The following is a 21,294-nucleotide window of genomic DNA, read 5'->3' as shown; positions in this document are numbered from 1 at the left end:
GTAAACTAATAGAGAATCAAGATGGAAGAAAAAGAAGATGAGCATGGAAACAAAATCAATAATGCCGAAGATGTAGACCCAAATAAGGTCCCTGAAACGGTCGTTAAAGAGAAGGATGATCAGCCTGCGGCGAATAACCTTAAGAGAACAATTATTATTGCAATCATTGTTTTGGCTATCATCTACTTTATCTATGAATTGGTTTTAAAAGGCCAATAATAAAAACATTAAAAAGGGAAAGGCTATCCAAATGGATAGCCTTTCCCTTTTTTAATACTCTTTATCTAGAACCCTATGGTCCTTCCGTGTTGGATCACTGCGTTTTTCTTGATCACAATGATACCCTCACAGATTGTATATTCTGGATAATCTCCGTCTTTCAATTGTTTCCCGCCTTTAATGCGAACATCATTTCCAATCCTACAATTTTTATCTAGGATGGCATTCTCGATATAACAGCGCTCACCGACTCCGATTGGAGGTGGAGTTTGGGAAGAAGTCAGTTGAACGACCTCATTTAATTCCTCATAATAATCAGAACCCATCATATAGGTCATCTTTATCACAGTACCTTCCCCTATCCTAGAGCGGATCCCAATAACAGAACGTTGAATCTTTTCCGCTAAGATAATACAACCATCCGCAATAATGGCATTGTTCAGCGTCGTTCCAGAAACTTTGGACGGAGGCAACATACGCGCACGGGTATAGACCGTTTCGCCAAAAAGGTTGAATTCCGGAATATCATCGGTCAGCCCGATATTGGCTTCAAAGAAAGATGGAATTGTACCGATATCAGTCCAATAACTATCAAAAGGATAGCTCAATACATTGGAAGTTTCGATAGCATCTGGAATAATCTCCTTTCCAAAGTCCATCCCATTGTTTTCTTCCAGCATCCTTGACATTACGCCTTTGGAAAACACATAGATCCCCATGGAGGCCAGATAGTTTCTACCTTGTTTCTCTAGGTCTTCCGGTACTTCAGAAGTCCAATCGTCCAATAGATCTTTTGTAGGTTTTTCAATAAAGGAAATGACTTTATTATTCTCATCCGATTTCAGGATTCCGAAGCCAGGTGCTTCTTTAGCGGTTACTGGAATGGTTCCAATGGTAATTTCACCGCCATTTTTGACATGGAAATCGACCATCGCTGAATAGTCCATTTGATAGAGTTGGTCCCCAGACAGGATCAACACGTAGTCATAGTCCACATTCACCAAATTCTTTTGGGTCCTTCTTACCGCATCCGCAGTACCTTCAAACCAGCGATCACCTTCATTAGTCTGTTCCGCAGCCAAAATATCCACAAAACCCTTACTGAAAATACTGAAGTTGTAGGAGTTCTTGATATGCTTGTTCAATGAAGCCGAGTTGTATTGCGTCAGTACATAAATCTTATTGTAGCCAGAATTAAGACAATTTGAAATTGGGATATCAACCAATCTGTATTTTCCTGCAATAGGAACTGCTGGTTTCGAACGTTGGTCTGTCAACGGAAATAAGCGGGTTCCTCGACCCCCACCTAGTACTATAGAAACAACTTTATGCGACATATCATTTAAGTAATTGGTTATATAACTCTATATATTTTTTTGCCGATTTGTTCCAAGAATAATCCAATACCATCGCAGCGTCCCTTGTTTTGGTCAAGTTATCAGCATAACTCAAATATTTGATTGCTCTTTTCACGGTCTCAGCAGCTTCTTCAGCTTCCACATCATTGAAGAGAAAGCCATAGCCCCCCTCTTCAACATCCTTTACAGTATCTCTTAGACCCCCTATCTTGCGTACGACAGGAATAGTCCCATATTTCAATGCATACAGTTGGTTCAATCCACAGGGCTCTACACGCGAAGGCATAATCAATAGGTCTGAAGCCGCATAAACTCGGTGAGCTAATTGCTCATTATAGCCAAAGAATACTGCTAAATCACTCTTATAGTTAGGCGTGATAGCCTCTATTGATTGTTGAATGCCCGAATCACCAGAGCCTAGTATAAATATACTTAATTTACCTGAGTTTTTCTTCAAAAGATTCTGAATTAATTCAGGCAAAATATCTGCTCCTTTTTCGGTCGCAAATCGGCCGATATAGCTCAACAAAGGCTTGCTCGGATCTAATCCAAACTCCTTGCAAAAGGCCATTTTGTTTTCTGCTTTTCCCTGATTCACGGTCAGCATCGAATATTGATGATCAATTAAAGCATCAATTTCAGGATCCCAATAGGAAGTATCAATTCCATTTACAATCCCTACAGCCTTGGAGCGTTCATCTGAAAACAGATGCTGCAATCCATTGGCTTCAACAAATAGCTCTTTTAGGTAGCCTTCTGAAACGGTGGTATAGGCATCGCAGCATTTGATGGCTGTGGCCAGTGGGTTGATCAGGCCATCCCAATCCAACAGCCCCCACTTCCAAGTATCGAATGATGGAAGGATAATCCCTTTGCTCCAGGACATCCAACCTTGATATTGTCCATTATGGACCGTAACTACGGTCTTCACATTTTTGAAAATATTGAATTCATTGCTCCATTTCGTTAAGAATGGAACCAATCCAACATGATGGTCATGGCAATGCAAGACATCCGGTTGGATATCATTATTTTTCAGGTAATGGAGGACAGCATGCTGGAATGCGATCCATTGATCTGCTTCATCTTGATAGCAATAGATCTCTTCCCGATCCAGTAGATTAGGGATCTTCAGCAAATACAAGGGAAAACCCAGTTCATCCGTTTTCTCCTTCAATATTTCATAGGCCAATAAGCTTGAACCTTGTTGGAACTCTCCTTTTGCGACCACATCAAATTCATGATCTTGAACAAACTTCCTGTTGAAATAAGGCATGATCACTGATGCATCTATACCTAATTCCCTTTGGTATTTAGGCAAGGCACCAACCACATCAGCCAGTCCTCCGACTTTGGCTACAGGAAAACATTCTACACTTAAATGTATGACTTTCATTTGCCGAATTTTCTTTTAAATACCAAACCACTCAATGGTGGCAGATCCACCACAATGGCCTGCTCCTGTCCCATCCAGGGTTCATTTTCTGTAATCAATTCTTTTTTAACCGATACTCCACTACCATTAAAGGCCTGATCATCTGAATTCAAAACCAACTCCCATTTACCCGGATGTGGAACCCCCAACTTGAATTTCCTCCTGACAACCGGTGTTAGGTTGAGGACCACTACTAAGTCGTTCACCATATCATGGCCACGCCTGCAATAAGCAAAGACACTTTGGTCCCGTTCGCCTAATTCTATCCAGAAGAAACCTTCAGGACTGAAGGCTTTCTCATAGAGTGCCGGATACTTTTTATAGATCTCATTTAATTTCGCTACGAAATCCTTCAAGCTGGAATGCGGCTTATATTGCATCAGGTGCCAATCCAAAGATTGATTGACATTCCACTCTGCAGTTTGTCCAAACTCACCACCCATAAAGAGCAATTTCGTTCCGATGAATGTAAACATATATAGGTATAAGGCCCTAAGGTTTGCAAACTTCTGCCATTCATCCCCCGGCATCTTATAGACCAAGGACTGTTTGCCATACACCACCTCATCATGGGATAAAGGCAGCATAAAGTTCTCCGTAAATCCGTATACGGTAGCAAATGTCAGCTTATCATGATGGTATGAGCGATTGATAGGATCTTCTTTAAAATAAGCTAAAGTATCGTGCATCCAGCCCATCATCCATTTCATCCCAAAACCCAGACCACCATTAAATGTAGCGCGGCTTACCCCTGTCCAAGAAGTAGACTCCTCGGCAATGGTCTGCACATTAGGATAGTATTTAGAGATCGCTTCATTGAATTCTTTCAAGAAAGCAACGGCTTCCAAGTTCTCATTCCCGCCCAGTTCATTCGGCTCCCATTCGCCAGCTTTCCTGGAATAGTCCAAATAAAGTATGGAGGCAACCGCATCGACACGCAGTCCATCAACATGATAGCGGTCCAACCAGAAAAAGGCATTACTGATCAAAAATGATTTCACCTCATTCCTGCCATAATTGAAAATATAGGATTGCCAATCAGGGTGGAATCCCTTTCGTGGATCTGCATGTTCATAGAGATGGGTTCCATCAAAATTATAAAGCCCATGCGCATCCCCCGGAAAATGGGATGGTACCCAATCCAAAATAACGCCAATATGGCTTTCATGCAACAGCTCGATCAATTTCATCAAATCCTGCGGTCCTCCAAATCGGGAGCTCGCCGCATAATAACCCGTAATTTGATAGCCCCAAGAGGGATAATATGGATGCTCCATGATCGGCATAAACTCCACATGGGTAAATCCGGTTTCCTGGATATAAGGGATCAGTTGTTCTGCAATTTCCGTATAGCTCAAGAAACGGTCGGGATCCTTCGGATCGCGTAACCAGGATCCTAGGTGCATTTCATAGACCGACATCGGTCTGTCCAGTGCATTATGTTCCCTTCTATTGAACATCCATTCCGAATCGCTCCAATCATACCAGGTCGTCGCAACAATAGAAGCTGTCTTGGGTGGAATCTCGGCATGTAGGGCAAACGGATCTGATTTCTCTAGATGTTCACCTGTATTGGAATGGATATGATATTTATAAACTTCCCCATTTTCCAATCCAGGAATAAAACCTTCCCAAATCCCAGAACTGTCCCATCGTACATGTAATTGATGCGAATGTGGATTCCATCCATTAAAATTCCCGACTACAGAAACTGTTTGGGCGTTTGGTGCCCACACCGCAAAATATACTCCTTTGACCCCGTTAATTAGAATCTCATGAGAACCAAATTTCTCATAAAGCTTATAATGCCGTCCAGATTTGAATAAAAAAACATCAAATTCGGACAATAAGGAGTGTACTTCAACTGGTTGAGGCATAGTATAGTGGTTTTTAGCTAGTTATTGAATATTTACTTTTTTAAAATCTCTCTCTAATTTAATAAAACTATTCCCCTGCTCATCTTTTTGCAAAGCAGCCTTCATTCCATCAACTGTAATTTGTTTTGGCTCAAACGGCAAACCGATCAGGTACAAGTGGAAATCACTGTAATATGGAGTATACAGTCCTTCCTCTCCTTGTATTAAACTGACCTGCTTGGAATCACAGCTTGCAATAAAATTCTTCTCCACATAAACACCTTGTTCATAGGCAAAGGTTTCTCCATGATCGGAATATAGGTAGGATGCATGTTCACCTTCCGAATAGTACAGGTTCAATCGTAATGACTCAACCCTACGCTCTCCAGTAAACTGCATAACTGGGTATTCAGGGATAATCGACCCACCGCGAACAAAGAATGGCATCTCATCCAATGGTGTATCTATGGTGTATTCCTGACCTCCTTCATAAAAACTGTTATCAAAATAGTAGTACCAAGTTCCCTCAGGCAAGTATACGATCTTATTCTGCTGACCTGGATGAAGAACTGGCGAAACCAACAATTGATTTCCAAAACCAAATTCTTCCTCACGAACCATGTTCTTCGCTTTTTCCTGTTCCATTAAGGCTACAGGTCTTAAGATAGGTTCGCCATATTTATGTTGCAACCAAAATGTTGAATAGATATACGGTAACAACTTGTATCTCAATTCAATAAACTTTTTACAGATGGCCTCCCATTCTGGACCGAAGCTCCAAGGCTCACGATCGCGGGTATCACCTGCTGAGTGGACACGCATAAAGGGCGAGAATACCCCAAATTGCATCCAACGGGTGTACAATTCTCCATCAGGTTCACCAGTGAAGCCTCCAATATCAGTTCCACAGAATGAAAGTCCCGATACCGATAAACGCTGTAACTGCAAGGTTCCTATTCGCAAATGTTCCCACGTTGCGATATTATCACCTGTCCACACTGATGAATAGCGCTGTGTTCCGGCATAGGCTGCACGGGTAATGGTAAACGGACGTTTGTTCTTATATAACTTCTTTAAACCATCATAGGTCGCACGCACCATTTGCATACCATAAACATTATGTGCTTTACGGTGCGAACCACGATGGCCTTCAAATTGATGCCTTACATCGTTCGGGAAAGTTCCTCTTCCAAATACGGCTGGCTCATTCATGTCATTCCAAAATCCTGCAACGCCATCTTCTACCAGACCTTTGTACAGAGTACCCCACCAAGACCTCACCTCAGGATTTGTAAAATCTGGGAATTGACATCTTCCCGGCCATACAAAACCTTCCATAAAGTAATCATCCCCCCTACGGCAGAAATAATTGTTCTCTTGGCCTTGCTTGAAAACCCAATAGCTATCATCCACCTTGATCCCTGGATCAATCATCACCACAGTTTTAAAGCCATTCGCATTCAGATCAGAAATCATCTTCTTCGGATCTGGGAAATAGCGCTTGTTCCAAGTAAAACAACGGTAGCCATCCATATAATCGATATCTAAATAGATCGCATCACATGGAATCTCCCTTTTTCTGAACTCGTAGGCAACCTCACGAACCTTATTCTCCGGATAGTAACTCCATCTACACTGATGGTAACCTAAGCCCCACATCGGCGGCATATAATGGGTACCCGTCAATTTATGATAGCGTTTTACCACATCCATCATTTTCGGTCCTTGGATATAATAGTATAGCAATTCACCACCTTCAGACCAGAAACTGGTTTGATCCTGATGTTCTGCTGCAAAGTCAAAATAAGTCTTGAAGGTATTATCAAAGAAGATCCCATAAGCCTTACCTTCCGTCACTCCCATATAAAATGGGATAGTTTTATAGAGCGGATCTTGGTTGAATGCATAGGAATAGGTATCGGAATTCCAGTTCCGCACCCTTTTACCTCTCAAGTTCAGGTTGGTCGCTTTATCGCCCAATCCAAAAAAAGCTTCATCAGCAGCTGCTTCCTTAGAACAATAGACATAATAGCCACCAAAATCCACATTCTCTTCCCAGTGCATTGGCGAATGGTCTTTGTTCAATACCTTCTCATTGGTATCGGCAAAAGAAATGGTAAAATCCGATTTACGGATCAAGCATATTGTTGAATTAGTTTTTACTTTGTAATATTCGTCATCTTCCAAAAGTTCATAACTCACATAGTTATCCTCTTTGAAACTGATGGCATAGGAAAAATCCACCAAAAATGAACCCTCTGGGGCCAACCGTACGCGGATGATATCCTCGGAAAAAACTTTTACTTCCACTTTCGAGCGACCGTCCGAAAAATAAAATGCATTTCGGTCTTGTGTATAGCCTTTAACTGTTGTTAGATAAAGCTTTTCAATATTAGGAAGGTCGAGAACTGGATTATTTACGTGATGGATTCCATCATCTAGTGTGTCAGGGTTAGGTATTAAATCATTTGCAAAATCGCCCTTCTTTGTTGTATCTGTCATAAAAAATTAATCTAAATAGGTAATAGACAGTGTAAATGTCAGTTTTAAATTACAATATATTTTATAGAAATCAATGTTATTAAATAAATTCGCTTGAACATGTCCTAAAATGTACAGTCATAGCTACATGATTTTACCGGATATTATCATTAAATTGTTGTAATACAAGAAAAAGGGAATAATTAGCTTTTAATTTCGTAATTTTGTAAGCCTTTTTAAAATCTAGCCCCAGTAAGGCTAGAGGGCATAATACATCAGTAGAATAACATGAAATTATCTCAATTCAACTTTAATCTTCCAGAGTCATTGCTAGCATCTGAACCTTCAGAACAAAGAGATGAATCTCGTTTAATGGTTTTACACCGCGATAGTGGAAAAATCGAACACAAGATCTTCAAAGATGTTCTGGATTATTTTGATGATAAAGATGTCATGATCTTGAACAACACAAAGGTTTTCCCTGCTCGTATGTATGGCAATAAAGAGAAAACTGGAGCGACGATCGAAGTATTCTTGTTGAGAGAGCTTAACAAAGAATTGCGCCTTTGGGATGTTTTGGTTGATCCTGCTCGTAAAATCCGTGTTGGTAACAAACTTTATTTCGGTGATGATGATCTATTGGTCGCTGAAGTAGTGGACAACACCACCTCACGTGGTCGTACTATCCGTTTCTTATTTGATGGCACTGATGAAGAGTTCCGTAAGAACATCGAAATCTTAGGGGAAACTCCACTTCCTAAATACATCAAAAGAAAAGCAACTCCTGAAGATAAATTCCGTTACCAAACCATTTACGCAAAAAATGAAGGTGCTGTTGCAGCTCCTACTGCAGGATTGCACTTCTCACGCGAATTGATGAAACGCCTAGAACTGAAAGGTGTAGATTTCGCCGAAGTTACGCTTCACGTGGGTCTAGGTACCTTCCGTACTGTTGAAGTAGAAGATTTAACAAAACATAAAATGGATTCTGAACAGTTCATCATTTCTGAAGAAGCTGCTCGCATCGTCAATACAGGTATCGATAACAAGCGCAAGATCTGTGCTGTAGGAACTACTTCTATGCGTGCTATCGAATCCTCAGTTTCCGCCGACAAACATTTGAAAGCAGCAAATGACTGGACTTCCAAGTTCATCTATCCTCCTTATGATTTCAGCATTGCTAACTCGATGATCACCAACTTCCATACTCCGCAATCAACCCTTTTGGTAATGATTGCAGCATTTGCTGGGTATGAAAACGTCATGAATGCTTATGAGGTAGCAGTTAAAGAGAAATACCGTTTCTATAGCTATGGAGACGCTATGTTGATTATTTAATAAATCACTCCTTAAATAAGAAAAACGCAGGTCAATGACCTGCGTTTTTTATTCCTTTTTATTTACTTTGTTCTATTAAACGCTATATTGAAGCTATGTCTACCCATTTTGTCATCATCGTTGCTGCCGGAACAGGCTCTAGGCTCGGAGGAAACCTCCCTAAGCAATTTCTGCAATTGGATGAAAAACCCATCCTGATGCATACCCTAGAGAAATTTGCGGCTTCACAGTCCAATCCGCAAATTGTCCTCGTCCTTTCCGAACAAATGTTTGCACTTTGGGATGAACTCTGCAAAGAATTTGATTTCCATATCCCGCACCAAGTGACAAAAGGTGGAAACAGCAGGTTCCAGAGCGTAAAGAATGGAATTGAATTTATTAAAGGAAGCCCTAAGCTCAGCCAAGAGAGCAAGATCGCCGTACATGATGGTGCTAGGCCTATGGTGAGCAGTAAATTGATTGATGAGCTTTATTCGACTTGCAATGTGGATAAACCGGCGGTGATCCCTGCGGTACAGAGCACAAATTCGGTCAGGATGGGCAATCAGGATCAAAACCATGCCGTGGATAGGCAAATGGTCTGGTTGGTGCAGACTCCGCAGCTCTTTATGAGCAATCTATTGATTGAAGCCTACGAGCAGCCTGAAGAAAACTATTTTACGGATGATGCATCCGTGGTAGAAAAGTTGAGCAACAACTTATACCTACTCCCAGGTGATCAACAGAACCTGAAGATTACCTTTGAAGAAGACATAGCCATTGCTCAACAATTATTTAATAAAATTAAGCGTTACCTCTGATTATTCTCAATAATATCACAATAATGGCGATTACCAATAGGATGTGAATAATACCACCAGTAGCATAACCTCCAAAGAAGCTAATTGCCCAAATGATGACAAGAATAACTGCGATTAAATACAAAATATTTCCCATAGTAGTTAAAATTTGTGTTTTGTAAAATAGTTTATTCAATGATTCAATTTTCATTAGGATAAACAAGCCATTCAAACAAATTGTTTTAAACAGACAATTTTTTTTATAACAAATCAATAACTAACTGATCGTAAGACACATAAATTCCATCCGGTAACATGGCTTCGATCTCCACATGTTTGCCGAAGCGATGTGAAATATGGGTAAGGTAGGTTTTTTTGGGATTAATTCGATTGGAAACTTCAATAGCTTCCTCCAAAGTCAAATGCGAAATATGGGGTTCTCGCTGTAGGGCATTCAACACCAATACCTCCACACCTTCCAATAACTTAAAGGTTTCTTCAGATAAAGTCTTGGCATCGGTGATATAGGCAAAATTATCGATCCTGAATCCCAAAACTGGCATTTTATAGTGCATCACCTCAATCGGCAAGATTGATTTCCCGTATAGCTCAAAAGCCTGTCCAGCAAAGATCTCCTCGAGCTCCAGTTGTGGCACACCAGGGTATTTATAATCACTGAAGGCATAATAGAATTCTTTCCTCAGCGCATCATGCGTAGCCTTATTGGAATAGATAGGGATAGATTGCTGTTGTTGGTAGTTGAAAGCACGAACATCATCTAGACCAGCAATATGGTCCTTATGGGAATGGGTCATCAATACCGCATCCAGGCGTTTGACCTCTTGGCGCAACATCTGGTACCTAAAGTCAGGTCCTGTATCTACAATGACGTTATAGCCATTGTATTCTATCAAAATCGAAGAACGCAAGCGATTATCTCGCTTATCCTCCGAATGGCAGACTTCACATGGACATGCAATAACCGGAACTCCCTGCGAGGTTCCTGTACCTAAAAATGTTACTCTCAAACCGTAATTTTTGTCTTTTTTATTTGCTGGTAAAAAGCCTTTAACTTTTCTTGGATCAAACTCTCATCCACTTCCATGGTTTCCAAGATTTGCAATAAAGAAACCACTTTCATATCAACCGTAGAGAATTTGTTCACTACGACTACTCTAGCGTTCTGTAGAACACATGCTCCCGTCCTAAATGAACCTTTCTCATAGCGCAATTTATAGCCAAGATCACTGAACAGTGTCTCTAATTTATCTAAACTTCCTTGAGTTAATGAAATCATATTATCTCCTCCTCACAATTTAACAAAGCCTCAGGAATTTATCAATTCTTTGCAGCCTTTTTATTCGTAATAAATTTATGGGCATATTGGCTCAAAAAGCCAGATCCATACGCGATCAACTGCGTATATGCTGCAATTACCGATAAGAAGGCAACCTTTAGGCTCTTGGTACTGACCAAGGCATGCAGAAACAGTAAAATGGTATAGATCGCAAGGAATGAATTACCGATCAGGCCCAAAATATGCAAAAAATAGATCTCGTCCATGGTCAACAGATTGATGACATCGATCATGAGCAAGAACGCCAAACCCAACACAAATACGGCAGGCAAGGCATGCACAGGCTTTAATTCTTTCGGGTAAAGACAGTAGATATCGATCCTTCCCTTCCCAAAATTATAAGTCTGTTTATAGAACTGGGCAAAGCTCGTTCTTCGTTTATGGTATACAAATGCATCAGGGATCAAGCCAACCTTAAATCCAGCATTGATCATCCGGATACTGAATTCAATATCTTCTGAACGACGGGACAATTTAAACCCGCCCGTTTTCTCCCATACTTCACGGCTGACCCCCAAGTTAAAGCTCCTAGGATGAAACTGACCGACATGGTTTTTATTGCCTCGAATACCGCCCGTTGTAAACGGACTGGTCATCGAATAGCTGATTGCTTTCTGTATGGCGGTAAAGGAAGAGTGTGCTGCATCTGGCCCACCAAAGGCGTCCAATTTATCTTTTTCAATTCCCTCGATTACCTTCAGTAGGTAATCCTCAGGAACAATGATATCAGAATCAAAAACAATAAAGAAATCACCCTTTGCTCTTTCAAAACCATAGTTCCTGGCAAAGCCTTGACCTTCATTTTCCTTAAAGAAATACTGTATATCCAGCTTGTCTTTGAACTTATCTACAATATGTTCTGCTTTATTTTTCGACCCATCCTCCACTATGATGACCTCGAATTCCTTGTAGGTCTGGTCCAACAAAGAACTGAGCATTTCCTTGATCTCAACTGGCCTGTTATAGAGAGGAACGATGATGGAAAAAAACATATTAGATGACTTCGTCTACATGATATTTATTCCGATCGGAACCATTGCGCGATACCAGCTCGGCAACAAATCCTGTCAGGAATAATTGTGATCCAATGATGATGGCAACCAATGCCAAAAAGAACAAAGGCTGGTCGGTCACATTTCTATAAACGGTGCCATTGGCGATGCTCATCAGTTTTTCGCAGATCAACCAGATGGTAATAAAGAACCCAAGCAAGAAACTGATCACACCTAAGGGCCCGAAAAAGTGCATCGGCCTTTTGGCAAACTTACCCACAAAGAAGATGGACATCAAATCCAGGAAACCTTTTACAAAACGTCCCGGACCAAATTTTGTGGTACCATACTTACGTGGATAGTGTTGAACGACCTGCTCCTGGATATTGCTGAAACCCGCCCATTTAGCCAACACAGGGATATAGCGGTGCATCTCACCATAGACCTCAATACTCTTCACCACATCCTTCTTGTAGGCTTTCAGGCCACAGTTGAAGTCATGCAGGTTATCAATGCCTGACATGCTACGGGTGGCGGAATTGAACAATTTGGTAGGAAGGGTTTTGGTCAATGGATCATAGCGCTTTTTCTTCCATCCCGAAACCAGGTCTGCACCTTGGTTCTTGATCCGATCATAAAGCTCAGGAATCTCATCAGGACTATCTTGAAGGTCAGCATCCATGGTGATCACGACATCGCCTTCAGCAGCCGCAAAACCAACGTTCAGCGCTGCAGATTTCCCATAGTTCCGTCTAAAACGGATACCTATAACATTCTCATTCTCTTTCTTCAAGCCCTTGATCACTTTCCAAGAACTGTCCTTACTCCCATCGTCAACCATAACGATTTCGTAAGTAAAATTATTGGCATCCATGACCCGCTTAATCCAAGCCGTCAATTCAGGAAGTGATTCTTCCTCGTTGTATAAAGGTATTACTACTGAAATGTCCATAATGAATAAAGAACAAAGGTATCATTTTTGGATGATACCTTTATCATATAAACGTTAGCGTTTGTTAAGCGTTATTATCGTTGTTATCTGTATTTTGCCAAGGATGTGCTTCATCCGAACTGCTTACAGGCTTGAACATTGGCTTTTCTTTTTTGAAGATTGCCGCAAAAATCAAAGCCAATACAAAGTATAAAAGTAGGGACACAGCCAAACCTTTCAAAACCTGTCCGATCGACAAAGAGCCTAGGGCTTCTTTTTGTTGATCTAACAATTCCAAGGTAGCATCGATCTGCTCATCTGGCAAGTTATTAGCCTCCATCATCTCGATAGTCAAGTTTTGAGTATTCTCAATCGCTTCAACCTGAAGGGTTGGATAGACCAAATTGAAAATATTGATGCCGATAAGGCCAATTGCAGCCGTAATGGCCAACATAATGAATATATTCTTCAATGCAGTGGTGAAATCCCAATAGCCGCCGTTTGCTTTTCTCAATTGCAAGATAAAAAACACGGCAATGGCTAAGAAAACCACATAACTAACGAAAATATTGACCACCGATGAAGTGACGATCGATGAAGCTGTTTTTGAAAAATAAAGGGAAATAATGGAAAGAACAAGGGAAATAAACCCTAAGATCACGCCATTGATAATGGCTTTTTTCTTTACATCATTTGTAGCGTTGATTGAATCCATAATTTATGAGTTGTAGTTTATGATTAATTGCAATAGAGCTAGGTCCAAAGCTTTGTTCGGTGCAGCCTGAGCATAATCTTCTACCTGCCCTGCGTTTGGTTTTTGTTCATTAAAGAATGAGATCAATGGATAGAATAAATCAACCAGTTCATCATCCTCTGAAAGTCCAGCAGCAACTTTCGCAATCTCGCTATAATCACTTTCGATCAAGATCTGATTAGCAATTACCTTTTCGTAAATCCTATATTCATCCTGGAATTCATCTTCTTCCACCAATAGGAACTCTTTCAAGAAATCATCCAAAGAAGGTTCTACTTCGTCATCTTCACATTCTTTCAGGTATAATAGAATATTCAAAAGCTCTGAGCCACGGTCAAGTGTTTCCTCCTCGATCGCTTCCCATTCTTCTGAATCCAGATAATCCTCTTCCAATTTCTGAACATCCTCGGCGAAGAAGTTGATCATCAATAGGTCAAAGCTATATTCACGCAATTCTTCAAAGCGTTGGTTATCATCAAACACGGCATCCATGGCTTCAACTTTTTCCATAAACGCTGCGTCTAATTCAAATGCTGAAGCTAATCCTGGAAGGATAGCCTGTCCATCAATCTGTTCTACTTTAGCGTAATTATTGACTGCTGCCTCTAGGGCATTCTTTACTTTAGTATCCATATCTTATTTAATTGATGTGCAACTTATTATTGTTAATTACTGCTAATACTTGTCCGGTTAGCTCCTGCCCAAATAAAGGACTGTTTGCCGATTTAGATTTATTGGCTTTACTATCAAATATCCATTTTTTCGATGGACTAAACAAGACCAAATTTGCCTCCGCTCCTTCTTCGATCACAGGAACTTCCTGTCCCAAGATCTTTCTTGGGTTAACGGCCAGTTTCTCCACGATCTGTTCTGGACTCAATCCAGCTTTTACCAATAAAGGCAATACTGTCTGTGCTGCAATGATTCCGTTTTTCGCAATCTGGAATTCCACTTGCTTAAACTCGATCTCTTGCGGTGTATGCTGAGAAACCACAGCATCGACCACCCCATCCTTCAATCCCTTGATCAATGCTTTCACATCTTTCTTGGTACGCAATGGAGGACTGACTTTATAATTGCTATCAAATCCTTTTACATCTTCATCGGTAAAGACCAAGTTATGGGCAGCGACATCACAAGTCACCTTAATCCCCTTAGCCTTAGCCTTTTTGATCAAATCAACTGCTTCTTCAGTAGAAATGGTACTGAAATGGATTGGAGCCTCATTATACTCGGCAAGGAACAGATCCCGGGAGATCATGACCGACTCTGCAAGATTAGGGATCCCTTTCATCCCTAGGTAGGTACTTACCTCCCCTTCGTTCATCTTATTGTCTGCTGCGATAGAATCATCTTCCGGAAATGCCATGATCAAACCGCCAAAGCCTTTTGCATACAGTAAGGCACGTGACATTAATCCTGCCTGTTGTATACTGTGCGTACCGTCGCTGTAAGCTACGGCACCAGTTACTTTCATGTCATAAAGCTCCGCCAATTCATTGCCTTCACGCTTCTTGCTCACGGTCCCTACCGGAAAAACATCCACTAGGTTTCCTTTTGCAGAATTCACGATCAATGCTACTTCTGAACGGCTATGGATGGGTGGATTGGTGTTCGGCTGAACGGCAACTGCCGTAAAACCACCTGCTGCCGAAGCCGCAGTACCCGTCTGGATATCCTCTTTCGTTTCGTAACCCGGTTCCCCGAAATTAACGTTGAGGTCAAAAAATCCAACCGAAAGGAATGAATCCTTCCCATCGATCACCTGAAGCTTTTTGTCTTCCGACTTGATGTTCTTGGCAATCTGTTCGATCTTGCCGTTTTTCACCAGTACGTCTACAGTAGACAAATGCAGCGGATGTCCTGCCGAAACCAAAGTCGCAGAATTAATTAATATTGTAGCCATGAATTGAATTGAAAATCAAAAAATTGTGCTGAATGCTGTTGTTTAAGTTGAGAAAACCAGCTAGCCTTCCAAAGGTTCTTTTCCAATGAGCATTTTCAAAGACCTTCTTCAAGTATAAAAACTCCTTATTCGAAGATATTAACAGCTGTTTCATCAAAAAACAAAAGTACAAAATTCAATGAATACTGTTACAAAAACTTTTAGGAATCCTTGTCGACCTCTTTTCCCAAAAAAATCCAGCCCAATTATCCAAAAATGAAAAATGGAATTTATTTACCCCAGCGAAAGGTATTTAACCCGCTAAGGTCAAAACCTGCGATATCCAAGGCTCGATCGACAACGGTGGCTGCCAACTCTTCAAAATTTTGCGGACGGCTGTAAAAAGAAGGCGAAGCCGGACAGATAATTCCACCTGCTTGCGTAATCAATGCCATATTCTGGATGTGGATGCTACTCAAAGGGGTTTCACGGGTGAGGAGAATCAGCTTTCTTCTTTCCTTCAGGATCACGTCGGCTGCCCTAGTGGTCAGGTCGGAAGAAATCCCATGTGCGATCCTAGCCATAGTTCCCATCGAACAAGGTACTACAAACATGCAATCGTACTTTGCAGAACCCGATGCAAATGGCGCCATGAAATCGCCCTTCTGGTAGGTCGGAAAATCATAGTCTTTGTAACTATCGTTGTCAAGTTCAAACTTCCAAACGTCCTTGGCATTGTCCGACATCACGATCCCGACAGCTTCAATTTGCTCGGAAAGCTGCTGCAGCTTGTCTAACAGCACTTTCGCATAAATAGATCCGGAGGCCCCGGTTATAGCTACAACAATTTTTCTTCTGCTCATGTTACAAATCTATAAAACTTCCGCCATAGTACCTGCAAACCCCCTTTTTAAATTAAAATTTAGCTGTTTCAACAAATACAAATAAGTCAAAAAATACCTAATTGGAAACTAAATTTGACCCCTAAAGAAAAAAAGGGTCGAATTAGATTAATTCGACCCTACATCTACCTATGAAAAACATGCCCTTGGGGAGGGCATTACAAAAGTAAAAAAATCAACAGAAAAGTTATAAAACAAGGTGGTAGATTTCCTATTTTGTAGACAAACAGCTACAAAAATTAAATAGTGTTCGTACCCAAACAAAAAAAATTGTATAGATTACATTTATTAACCTAAAAAATTTTATAGCGAATCAGCGAATTTTAGGGGCCCAATAACTTTATTTTAACTTTTTTTTGTTTATTTCGTAACGCAAAATAAGGACTATGAGTTTGACAGTACTGGAAGAATATATTGAGACCGGAAACTACCAAGATTTAGATTTATTACTGAGCCAAAACCCTGACCTTGTCAAGGAGAATACAAGCCATGACATCTCAGCATTGCTATTGGCCTGTTATTACCAGAAAAGCCAAATCGTTCAGGTTATCTTAAAATATATCAAGAGCATCACCATCCACGAAGCCTGTGCCGCAGGATTGACCGAGCAGGTACAGTTCATGGTCGACCAAAAACCCGATGTCATCAACGAACTTTCCTCACATGGCTTTTACCCCCTTGGTATCGCCTCCCACTTCGGAAAAGAAGATATCGTCCGCATCCTGCTGAGAAACGGTGCAAACCCTAATTCTTCTTCCCAAAATGGATATCAGGTCTTCCCTATCCACTCGGCATTGAGTAACGGACAGAACACGATCGCCAAAATGCTTATCGAAGCCGGAGCTGAGGTCAATGTGCTGCAATCTTCAAGGATCAGCCCTTTGCACTTAGCTGCCCAACAAGGTAACATCGATATGATTATCGTTCTTTTGGAGCATGGTGCCAACATTGCCATTCGCAACGATTTTGGCCAGACGGCCTCGGATATGGCTGCCGAGAAAGGGTTCCCAGAAATCGCGGAAATCCTGAAGGCTTAATCCCTTCTGATAATCGACACCCCAATCCCACATTCCAGACAACGTTTGGAATTGCAATAGGCCGACCTTAAATGTAACACGGCCTGGGTTTCCAATGCGTTGAACAGATCCATTCCAAAGCCCATATAGCGGCGGCAAACCGAATTGACCTCCGGTTTCAGCTGCTCCAACCATTGTAAGGCGCGGTCCATATAGACCTGATTTCCGATGAACTTCCCATAGGAAAATAATATGGGCACAAAGCTGTTTATCGCCAAGAGATGGAAAAACTGTTCGGTGATCCGGGTGTTATGCCTAACGGACTCTTTCTCCAGATGGAAATGGGTATTCCAGAACTCCGGAATTTCCAATTGCTGGCAATAGGTCTTTAATTCTTCCAGACTATTCGCTTCCACGATCAGCGAGAACCAAGAAGCAAAGAGGCAATACATGGAGGCGAGCTGTGCCAATTTTATCGTAGGGAAATTATAGGGCCGCATGCGCATAAACTTCCATTGAAAAGCGGAAATCTCGATCAGCTGCTGGCTTTTCTTTAAATAATCATAATTTGCCTGTAGCTTCATTACATAGGGATCATCCCCTTTATAACATTTCAGGAAACCCGCCTGCCCAAAGAATAAGGCATGAATGTTTTCAGGATTATTCTTCATTTTTTGGATCAACTTCAAGGAAAGGATCTGGCTCAGGTCCTGAAAGGATTGTTTATTGACCTTCATGCCGAATGCACCGGCTAACATACCCAAACAGACTCTTTCCCAATCCCCCCTATAGCTATTGAGCATCAGGACCACGATCTTATAGCGATGTTCCAATCGTTCAATCCCCATTCGGTTCAAGACTTGTATTTTTTGGTAGTCCGGCACCTTCCCCATTCCATAACTGCAAGGCAACCAATGGTTGTTCTGCAATAATTGCTCTATCTTCTGTAACAAGGTCTCATCCACTAAAGGCTTCAATTCCAAACAGGGAATCATGGTACCATCTTCTAAAAAACAATCCAAACGACCTTCCCAGACCACATGCAGAACCACCGCATTATAAGCCTTGTTCTTCTGATGCCCATGCTGGTTCCAATCATGGGGGTCCACATGGATTTCAATATGTCCATGCCATTCCTGATTATTTATCCGCAAATGCCCAAGGAGAAAATCTGGTCCAGCATCGGTATTGTAGTTTCCAGGCTGCACTACCTCAATCCTTTCTCCATTGCTGCCATGTAGGTCAAAGGGATTGAAAAGCCGATATCGCCAAATAAAGTGAAGGATATGCTCTGATATACGCATAGCTAAATATAATATATTTAACTTTCAATTACGTATTTTAATTTTAAAAACAAGTTTATGCGAAATGAAGTTACACGCACTATCCACTAAGAGATTATAACGACCTCAAAAAAACATGATTCGATTTAGTTAGGAAGGTAAATTTTCAATTGATCAGAACCTACTTGTATCTCTTCTTTTAAGTCCCCATTTAATTTGGGGGCTTCAATACCCTCTGCCCATGATTCAGCACCTACAAATACGCGGGCTTCATCCCAAAGTCCTGCCTGGATAAACAGGTCAAGCGTCTTCCTTCCTCCTTCAACAATGATGGATTGTACATCCATCAAGTATAATTGATATAGGATCTGCTGCGGAAGGTAGAGATCAAAGTTCTCCAGTTCTATATATTTTCGGTTCCCCTGCCAATCGGTTTTTTTCGCATTGAAAATAATGGTTTCCGCTGCTCCATCAAAAATCGAAAGGCTTTCTGCCAGTTCCAGGTTCTTGTCAATCAAAATGCGCTTCGGATTCCGACCTTGCCATTCCCTAACGGTGAGACTGGGATTATCGAGTTCTGCAGTCCTTTTTCCAACCAGGATTGCATCTTCCTCCGAACGCCATTTATGCACCAATTGTTTACTCGCCTGATTGCTGATCCAGCGCTGCCCCGATACCGGTGCGAAATATCCATCGGCCGTTTCTGCCCACTTCAAGATCACATAAGGCCTAAACTCTTTCAGCTTCGTAAAGAACCTGTGGTTCACCCACTTAGCTTCATCCTCCAGAACACCTACTTCAGTGCGAATCCCCGCATCCTGCAACTTCTTTAAACCCAAACCATTGACCTTTGCGAAAGGATCCAAACAGGCAATCACAGCTTCCTTGAAGCCCATGTCCACGATCATGTCTGCACAAGGTGGAGTCTTCCCAAAATGCGCACAGGGTTCCAAACTCACATAGATCGTACTCTCTGAAAACAGTTCCCTGGCCTTCACTTCCCCAACCTGATCGATCACTGATCGGACCGCATTCACCTCTGCATGTGGACCCCCATAAGGCGATGTATAACCCTCTCCAATAATTTCTCCATTTTGGACAATCACTGCCCCCACCATCGGATTCGGACTGGTCTTGCCTGCCCCTAAGACAGCCAATTCCAAACATCGCTTCATGTATTGATTATGCATGTTTCAAAGTTAGTGAAATAGATTTGAGTATGGAGATAGGAGAATTGAGAAAACAACTTCCGGACTGTACATGAAATTGAACTAATAATTCGCTTGCATATCACACAGGTTTGTAGGGGCGTATGGCATACGCCCGCAACATTACAGTTTGGAATTCCAAGTTATTTTAATCATCTCTTTCAAAAACACGTTCATGCTTGTATTATGCAGGGGTATTCATGAAATTCTTGCTGCAGGGTCTGTTGTCTTGTGTCTAATGTCTGATGTCTAAAAAACTTCTGGCGAGCTGCTTTTGACAGCTCGCCAGAAGTTTTTTTCCTACCTTTGTTCTATGGATTCTTTAGGCAGCTTAAGGCAAAAATTTGTGTCGCATTTATCGTCGATTTATGATCAAGATGAGGCAATGAGCCTATTTCAGATTGCTGCTGAGCATTTGTTGAGTTATTCCAGGGTCCAACTTAGCATGAAGCTCCAGGAAAATCTTTCGGAGGAACAGGAAGCCAAATTCAATTCGCTCCTGCAACAGCTTCAGACCGGCAGACCCATTCAACAGATCATTGGAAAGGCACCATTTTATGGAATGGAGTTTATCGTGTCGGAGGACACCTTAATCCCAAGACCTGAAACAGAAGAACTGGTACAGCTGATTATCTCCGAAAACAAGGGCAAATCCGAACTTGAAATAATCGATATAGGCACCGGGACAGGCTGTATTGCGATCAGCCTGAAAAAAGGCTTTGCCGAATCCCATGTGTGCGCAGTGGACATTTCCCCAGAGGCTATTGCTATTGCCAAAGAGAACGCTCAACAAAACGGATGCCCTGTCGATTTCCGTTGCTTGGACATCTTGGAATGGAACCTGGTCTTTGATCAGGAGCAATTTGACATCATTGTCAGCAACCCGCCATACATCACCCATGATGAGAAAAGGGACATGCACCGCAATGTACTGCATTTCGAGCCCCATACCGCTTTATTTGTGGAAGACTCGGCTCCATTGTTGTTTTACGATTACATCGCTTCATTCGCGCTAAAACACCTCAAAAAGGAAGGGACCCTTTATTTCGAAATCAACCAGTACCTTTCGGAAGAAACCAAAGAGCTCCTGATCAAGAAAGGTTTTGCCAAAGTTGATATTCTCCATGACATCAACTCAGTCCCTAGAATGATCCGGGCAAGGTATATTTAGGGCAACTTCTGTTTTCAAAGGTTATTTAACTTTTTAGGCTAAGGGATTTCCCATAAGGAATTCTATCTTTAGCACATAAGCATCATCTAATCAATATTCTTGGTCTACAAAACTCCTCTCCTAGCTTAATTCAAAATTTAAACAATCCTTTTTGATTTCTTTTGGACATTGCTTTGATCTTATTCGAGGCATATTCGGAATTTTCGCAATATGGCCCGAACATGGGTAAAACGATTCCCGAATGAAACCTCCTAATTATTCCAGCTCCCTCTTATTTCAATTTTTTAATGATTATAGGAAAAATGCTGGCTGCTAAAGGTCCATAAAAT

At 41.4% G+C, this 21,294-nt stretch carries 20 protein-coding genes; 5 read left to right on the top strand and 15 right to left on the bottom strand.

The window, feature by feature from the left end; translation table 11 throughout:
* The first annotated feature begins 21 nt into the window (after positions 1 to 21).
* Complete coding sequence (locus tag ACK2WI_RS00270) at positions 22 to 219, top strand: hypothetical protein (protein WP_093095467.1); 198 nt, start codon at positions 22 to 24, stop codon at positions 217 to 219.
* Between the two features lie 65 nt (positions 220 to 284).
* On the opposite strand, the gene ACK2WI_RS00265 is transcribed toward ACK2WI_RS00270, so the two are convergent.
* From ACK2WI_RS00265 to ACK2WI_RS00250, 4 genes are read right to left on the bottom strand one after another with little or no spacing between them, the layout of a single operon-like run.
* On the bottom strand, positions 285 to 1,556 hold the full coding sequence (locus ACK2WI_RS00265) for a glucose-1-phosphate adenylyltransferase (protein WP_312697624.1): 1,272 nt from the start codon (positions 1,554 to 1,556) through the stop codon (positions 285 to 287).
* A gap of 1 nt (position 1,557) precedes the next feature.
* On the bottom strand, positions 1,558 to 2,973 hold the full coding sequence (locus tag ACK2WI_RS00260; protein ID WP_409149157.1) for a glycogen synthase: 1,416 nt from the start codon (positions 2,971 to 2,973) through the stop codon (positions 1,558 to 1,560).
* Entirely contained in the window at positions 2,970 to 4,889 is a 1,920-nt protein-coding gene (gene glgB, locus ACK2WI_RS00255) for a 1,4-alpha-glucan branching protein GlgB (RefSeq protein ID WP_409149155.1), read from the bottom strand. Before glgB ends, ACK2WI_RS00260 begins: the two co-directional genes overlap by 4 nt.
* 21 nt (positions 4,890 to 4,910) lie before the next feature.
* Positions 4,911 to 7,370 (bottom strand): glycoside hydrolase family 31 protein, encoded by a 2,460-nt coding sequence (locus ACK2WI_RS00250; RefSeq protein WP_093095444.1) that lies wholly within the window; start codon positions 7,368 to 7,370, stop codon positions 4,911 to 4,913.
* 267 nt (positions 7,371 to 7,637) lie between these two features.
* Between ACK2WI_RS00250 and queA the strand changes: the two genes are divergently transcribed.
* On the top strand, positions 7,638 to 8,687 hold the full coding sequence (queA, locus tag ACK2WI_RS00245; RefSeq protein WP_093095442.1) for a tRNA preQ1(34) S-adenosylmethionine ribosyltransferase-isomerase QueA: 1,050 nt from the start codon (positions 7,638 to 7,640) through the stop codon (positions 8,685 to 8,687).
* 95 nt (positions 8,688 to 8,782) lie between these two features.
* Positions 8,783 to 9,487: a 2-C-methyl-D-erythritol 4-phosphate cytidylyltransferase gene (locus ACK2WI_RS00240; protein WP_093095441.1), complete on the top strand. Its 705-nt coding sequence runs from the start codon at positions 8,783 to 8,785 to the stop codon at positions 9,485 to 9,487.
* Here the strand turns inward: ACK2WI_RS00240 and ACK2WI_RS00235 are convergent.
* From ACK2WI_RS00235 to ACK2WI_RS00195, 9 genes are all read right to left on the bottom strand, one after another.
* Positions 9,471 to 9,623 (bottom strand): lmo0937 family membrane protein, encoded by a 153-nt coding sequence (locus tag ACK2WI_RS00235; RefSeq protein WP_139185413.1) that lies wholly within the window; start codon positions 9,621 to 9,623, stop codon positions 9,471 to 9,473. The genes ACK2WI_RS00240 and ACK2WI_RS00235 overlap by 17 nt on opposite strands.
* A 103-nt stretch (positions 9,624 to 9,726) precedes the next feature.
* Positions 9,727 to 10,494 carry an MBL fold metallo-hydrolase gene (locus ACK2WI_RS00230; RefSeq protein ID WP_409149151.1) on the bottom strand — a complete coding sequence of 256 codons (768 nt, stop codon included), beginning with the start codon at positions 10,492 to 10,494 and terminating at the stop codon, positions 9,727 to 9,729.
* Entirely contained in the window at positions 10,491 to 10,763 is a 273-nt protein-coding gene (locus tag ACK2WI_RS00225; RefSeq protein WP_093095437.1) for a hypothetical protein, read from the bottom strand. Before ACK2WI_RS00225 ends, ACK2WI_RS00230 begins: the two co-directional genes overlap by 4 nt.
* A gap of 41 nt (positions 10,764 to 10,804) precedes the next feature.
* Positions 10,805 to 11,815, bottom strand: a complete 1,011-nt coding sequence (locus ACK2WI_RS00220) for a glycosyltransferase (protein WP_409149149.1) — start codon at positions 11,813 to 11,815, stop codon at positions 10,805 to 10,807.
* Position 11,816: 1 nt separating this feature from the next.
* Positions 11,817 to 12,767: a glycosyltransferase family 2 protein gene (locus ACK2WI_RS00215; RefSeq protein WP_093095434.1), complete on the bottom strand. Its 951-nt coding sequence runs from the start codon at positions 12,765 to 12,767 to the stop codon at positions 11,817 to 11,819.
* Positions 12,768 to 12,831: 64 nt separating this feature from the next.
* A complete protein-coding gene (locus ACK2WI_RS00210) occupies positions 12,832 to 13,461 on the bottom strand; it encodes a DUF4199 domain-containing protein (RefSeq protein WP_409149147.1) in 630 nt (209 codons plus the stop codon).
* 3 nt (positions 13,462 to 13,464) lie between these two features.
* Entirely contained in the window at positions 13,465 to 14,133 is a 669-nt protein-coding gene (locus tag ACK2WI_RS00205; protein WP_313368521.1) for a hypothetical protein, read from the bottom strand.
* Between the two features lie 7 nt (positions 14,134 to 14,140).
* The gene (locus ACK2WI_RS00200; protein ID WP_409149145.1) at positions 14,141 to 15,406 is read right to left on the bottom strand and encodes a dihydroorotase; all 1,266 of its coding nucleotides are present in this window, start codon (positions 15,404 to 15,406) and stop codon (positions 14,141 to 14,143) included.
* 269 nt (positions 15,407 to 15,675) lie between these two features.
* Entirely contained in the window at positions 15,676 to 16,248 is a 573-nt protein-coding gene (locus ACK2WI_RS00195; RefSeq protein WP_409149143.1) for a UbiX family flavin prenyltransferase, read from the bottom strand.
* A gap of 425 nt (positions 16,249 to 16,673) precedes the next feature.
* On the opposite strand from ACK2WI_RS00195, the gene ACK2WI_RS00190 reads away from it, so the two are divergent.
* Positions 16,674 to 17,324, top strand: coding sequence for an ankyrin repeat domain-containing protein (locus ACK2WI_RS00190; RefSeq protein WP_093095425.1), 651 nt, complete (start codon positions 16,674 to 16,676; stop codon positions 17,322 to 17,324).
* On the opposite strand, the gene ACK2WI_RS00185 is transcribed toward ACK2WI_RS00190, so the two are convergent.
* Both ACK2WI_RS00185 and ribD read right to left on the bottom strand, forming a co-directional pair.
* The gene (locus tag ACK2WI_RS00185) at positions 17,321 to 18,607 is read right to left on the bottom strand and encodes a DUF2851 family protein (protein WP_409149141.1); all 1,287 of its coding nucleotides are present in this window, start codon (positions 18,605 to 18,607) and stop codon (positions 17,321 to 17,323) included. The genes ACK2WI_RS00190 and ACK2WI_RS00185 overlap by 4 nt on opposite strands.
* Before the next feature lie 125 nt (positions 18,608 to 18,732).
* Positions 18,733 to 19,776 (bottom strand): bifunctional diaminohydroxyphosphoribosylaminopyrimidine deaminase/5-amino-6-(5-phosphoribosylamino)uracil reductase RibD, encoded by a 1,044-nt coding sequence (gene ribD / locus ACK2WI_RS00180; protein ID WP_409149139.1) that lies wholly within the window; start codon positions 19,774 to 19,776, stop codon positions 18,733 to 18,735.
* Positions 19,777 to 20,140: 364 nt separating this feature from the next.
* Here ribD and prmC point away from each other — a divergent pair, with 364 nt between their 5' ends.
* Positions 20,141 to 20,965, top strand: a complete 825-nt coding sequence (prmC, locus tag ACK2WI_RS00175; RefSeq protein WP_409149137.1) for a peptide chain release factor N(5)-glutamine methyltransferase — start codon at positions 20,141 to 20,143, stop codon at positions 20,963 to 20,965.
* The last annotated feature ends 329 nt before the right edge of the window (positions 20,966 to 21,294 follow it).

It is taken from the genome of Sphingobacterium sp. BS-2 (assembly GCF_046161205.1).
GTDB classification, from domain to species: domain Bacteria; phylum Bacteroidota; class Bacteroidia; order Sphingobacteriales; family Sphingobacteriaceae; genus Sphingobacterium; species Sphingobacterium mizutaii.
The sequence above is the reverse complement of the archived record's forward strand: the minus strand, read 5'-3'. Positions and strand labels throughout refer to the sequence as shown.